The 4,268-nt window shown below is 39.2% G+C and carries 3 protein-coding genes and 1 pseudogene; 3 read left to right on the top strand and 1 reads right to left on the bottom strand.

Annotation, left to right across the window (positions count from 1 at the left end):
* Positions 1–328: 328 nt before the first annotated feature.
* Both F6K57_RS38080 and F6K57_RS38075 read left to right on the top strand, forming a co-directional pair.
* Positions 329–997 (top strand): hypothetical protein, encoded by a 669-nt coding sequence (locus F6K57_RS38080; RefSeq protein WP_293073656.1) that lies wholly within the window; start codon positions 329–331, stop codon positions 995–997.
* 256 nt (positions 998–1,253) lie between these two features.
* Positions 1,254–2,171, top strand: a complete 918-nt coding sequence (locus F6K57_RS38075) for a hypothetical protein (RefSeq protein ID WP_293073654.1) — start codon at positions 1,254–1,256, stop codon at positions 2,169–2,171.
* Between the two features lie 317 nt (positions 2,172–2,488).
* Here F6K57_RS38075 and F6K57_RS38070 read toward each other — a convergent pair whose 3' ends face one another.
* Positions 2,489–2,701, bottom strand: coding sequence for a DUF2281 domain-containing protein (locus tag F6K57_RS38070; protein ID WP_293073652.1), 213 nt, complete (start codon positions 2,699–2,701; stop codon positions 2,489–2,491).
* 447 nt (positions 2,702–3,148) lie between these two features.
* Here F6K57_RS38070 and F6K57_RS38065 point away from each other — a divergent pair.
* Positions 3,149–4,268, top strand: a pseudogene (locus F6K57_RS38065) (transposase); the annotation flags it as partial.

Here is a 4,268-nt window from a genome sequence, read left to right as displayed (position 1 = left end):
AGCGACTGCATCAAGAAGCGAGGTTTATTTGGTCCAGCTACTTAAGGCCTGGCAATTAGCTCTGTGGATATTTGTACTGGGGGTATCTCAACAGTATCTGGGGGGAGATAACCCAATATAGCTACAAGGTACCTCTATTTTAATAACCCTTATATATGAAGGGTTATGGCCATTTTAATTAACTGACTACTTATAGATTAATAGTACCCTCAGGGGTACTGTGGCGTTAAAAATTATTAGTCATGATAAAAATGTGCTGAGATAAAAACTTAGCCAAGCTCAAGAAACATGTGTTGAAAAGTACAACAAGGAGAAATACATGAACACAATGGATCTTATTTCGACCCCAGACATTGATCTTATTTCTACCCCAGAAATTGAGATTGTCTCTCTTAACCAAGTAATTCTTCCCATGTCTGAAGAAGCCGCTTATGAAAGTGGTACCATTCAAAATGGTTACGGTCGAGCATCAGGGGTTTTTGTAACGGTTCAAAGGGGTACTACTGCTAACATAGATATCGACATTGAGCTAACTACTGTTTCTGAAGAAAGCTTAAATCAGTGGCAGGAAAAAGCCTCTTCTTACTTCAGTGCTCAAGAGTGGGAATCCATCACTCAAGGTAGTCGCACAAAAGGTCGCAAAGCTGGTTTATTATCTGCTATTTTTGGTGCCAAGTTTGGTGGCCGAACAGATTACTACAGAAACTCTTCCAAGGGTTACCAAACTCAATCTCAAAGCGACCGAGAAGGATTAGCTCGCAGTCTTTACAACTTAGAAACCTCTAAATTCAATCTGAAAGGAAAACTAACCGCCGTCGGTACAAGTTTCATTCCTGTCACGGTTTCTGCTTATATTCAAGCCACTCAATTCACTTTCTCTGACAACTCAAGACTGACCGTTGTTAATACTGAAAATCCCATTGCTGCGGATCAAAATGGTTCAACTAACGGTGCTAATTCTCAACCAACTGACTTAAATCTAATTCCATTAGGTTAAATCCGTAAAAACCTGACAATTAACTATCCTAATAGTGTAGGTTAATTGCCAGTAATTAAGGCGTGTCCCCTAATATCAATCTAGTTGGTTATCAAACAGGGACACTGCCTTAATTTTTTTTAGTAGTATTAATAAATATTTTTAAAGATACTGTTTTTGATAGCAACTAATGTTTTTTTATTGCTGGAATATATTACTTAAGACAAAACAGTAAGAGGCTCTAAAAGGATTTAGCTTAAATGTAGGGGTTTCTACCATGACAAATCAACCTTGTAAAAAACAGTATATTGTAAGGTTTGTATTAGTAACACTAACTTCGCTAGTGGTTTTACCAACAACAGCTTTGAAAGCGAAGAGTTTAACTATTAATAATGTTCAGGAGGTTGAAGAAAACACTAATTTTTTGGCGCTTGATCAACAATTAGACATTAAACCATTAGGTCAGACGACTACTCATTTCGATTTGAATCCTGATGGACAACTTGATGTAATTCCTGGAAATGGTGGAATACCAGAACAACTAGCAGATCTTGTTCTAGGAAAAGATTCTGAGGTTTTCGCTGGAGGAGAGTCTGTTCTTTTCACGGATTTGTTGAATAAGCCAAATAGCGGATGGCAATGGCAAACCCGGATTGAAAATATTAATCCGTTTGAGGTCAGTTTCCCTTTCGGATTTTTCTTTCCTGGTGAAAGTTCTGTTTCTGTAAGCGGTAATTTATCTTTGGCTCCTGCCGCTGGATTTGAAATTACAATTTTAAATCCAGATAATCCACCTGAAGTTGGAGATTGGATCTGGTCTGTGGAAAGTTTCTTAAACTTTCCCATCGGAATTGATACGGTGATATCTGAAAATAGTACTATATTCGTGTCGGAGCTAGATAATTTATTAGATCTAGATGATTTGGAAGTAGACACCAATCAATTTTCTTTTCCACCTCCTTTTTCATTGGCTCATGAGTGTAATGGTGGATGTTCATTTTTTGAATCTTATGATATCACAACAGCATCTTATGATATCACAACGGCATTAAACTTTAGGATATCGGTTCCTGAACCCGGTTCTGTATTAAGTCTATTGGCTTTTGGTGCTTTTGGTATAGCTTCAGCTCTAAAGGGTAAACAGAAGCAAAAACCCAATAGGGCTGGGACTAACACCAGTTTAACGAATACTTAGAGCCGTTTTCAGGTGCACTTGAGTTGATTGAAGGCGGCTAATTCGTCAGATTTTAATGACTAAATTTGGGCATTTTTCGGGAATTTTTAGTTTATTTACCTATCCCCCTATCCCGATATTCCCCTATCTCCCTATCTCCTTTTATCGTTAACTTACTAAAGTTTGAAACAGCCCTAGCTTATTTAGGGGGATTTAGGGGGATCTAAATCAGGGATTAACAAAACTGACATGCACCCTATTCACTCCTTGATTCAGCAACGCCGAAGTCAGAAGTCCCAATTCTAAATTCTAAATTCTAAATTCTAAATTCTTAATTCTCAACATAGAGGTTCGTTGAAATCATCACTCATCCATCCTTGTCCTTCCAGCAAGCCTAAAATCCGAGGAGCCTGAGATTGGCTTTGCTCAGATTCAACATACTTAAGAGCCAGAAACTCGACAAAATCAAACACCATGCGTTGTTGCTGTGGTGGTAATGCCTGCAAGCTTTTCAGGAATTCTTGAGGTAAACCTATCGTCTGGTAATTCATCACTATCCTTTCATCAAACACTTATTATTTTGCTTGGATAGAACTTATCTAATCTTATCTCTTCTTGGCCACAATGTCTTGATGCAATAAGTAGTCACTCCCGGTTCGCCCATTTTAAATCGAATTAGAAAAAGCTGAAGGATTGAATCAGAGGTCTCGAGTATGGTACAAATGTACTGAGTAGACGGGCTGGGATTTTCCAGCGTCGGAACTGCACAAAGGGCGATTGGCCTATGGCCACCCTTGACGAAGGCAAGTTTTAACAGTGAAGTCTGTGGAGTGAAGTCTGTGGTTTGAAGATAATTAGGCCTTGATAGCAAAAACCCATGATGGTGTATGGATTTCGGTTTTGTGGGAGATTTTCAGAACTACTAAAAAAATAAGCACCGCCAAGTATACCAAAACAGATAATCCCAACCACAAGCAAATCAGGATATATTGGTTGTTATGGCATTTGAACCGATAATCACAAACGAACGAGTCGATGATATCCCCGTACTCCTAACAAAAATAGAGCAGATGGGAGTACAAAAGCTACTAGACAAGCACTTCCCTACACACGGAAATTGGAAAGGTCAAAGCCTTGGGGAGGTAGCAGTAATTTGGTTAGCACATATATTATCCCAAGCAGACCACCGTTTAAATCAGGTTCAAGCCTGGGCTTCCAAACGATTAGAAACATTGAAAAGATTTGTCGGGGAAGGGTTACGTGAACTCGACCTTACGGATGATCGCTTAGAGGCAGTACTACGTTACTTTAACTGTGATAGAAACTGGTACTCTTTTGAGAAGGAACTCTACAGCAGTCTACTGCAAGTATATAATATACAGCCAGAACGAGTACGTTTAGATAGTACAACTGCTTCAAGTCACTGTGGGGTTAATCCCGAAGGGTTATTTCAATGGGGTCCGAGCATTGACCATCGTCCGGACTTGGCACAAGTCAAAATAATGTTGTCAACATTAGACCCTTTAGGAATGCCAATAGCGACGGAAATATTATCAGGAGAAAAAGCCGACGACCCATTATATATTCCCGCAATTGAAAGAGTCCGCTCAACGCTACAACAGTCAGGATTACTATATATTGGCGACTGTAAAATGGCATCAATGGCGACGAGAACTGAGATTGTATCCGGTGGAGATTTTTATCTTTGCCCTTTAAATGCCAAACAAGTAACTCGGGAAAAATTAATTGAATATCTTCAACCAGTTTGGAATGACAAGCAAGACCTGACAGCTATAGACTACGACTATGCTGATGGAAAAAATCGAGATATTGCTGAGGGTTTTGAACGAAAAGTTCATCAAAAAATTCAAGTTAACGACGCTCAAGATATATCTTGGGATGAGCGACAATTAGTAGTCCGGTCATTTGCCATTGTACAAGCGGAAGAAAAAAAATTAAACCAGCGCCTACAAAAAACCTCTGATGCTCTAGAACAACTGAAAATTCCCCGTCGTGGTAAGAAAAAATTCACTTCACTTGAGGAATGGGAATCGGCTGTAGCCAAGATTATCAAACGGTACCGTACCACTGGAATGTTTCAAATCGCTCTTCAAATCA

Origin of the sequence: Moorena sp. SIO4A5, from assembly GCF_010672005.1 — a bacterium.
Lineage (GTDB): Bacteria > Cyanobacteriota > Cyanobacteriia > Cyanobacteriales > Coleofasciculaceae > Moorena.
This window is presented reverse-complemented; position numbering and strand designations above follow the sequence as displayed.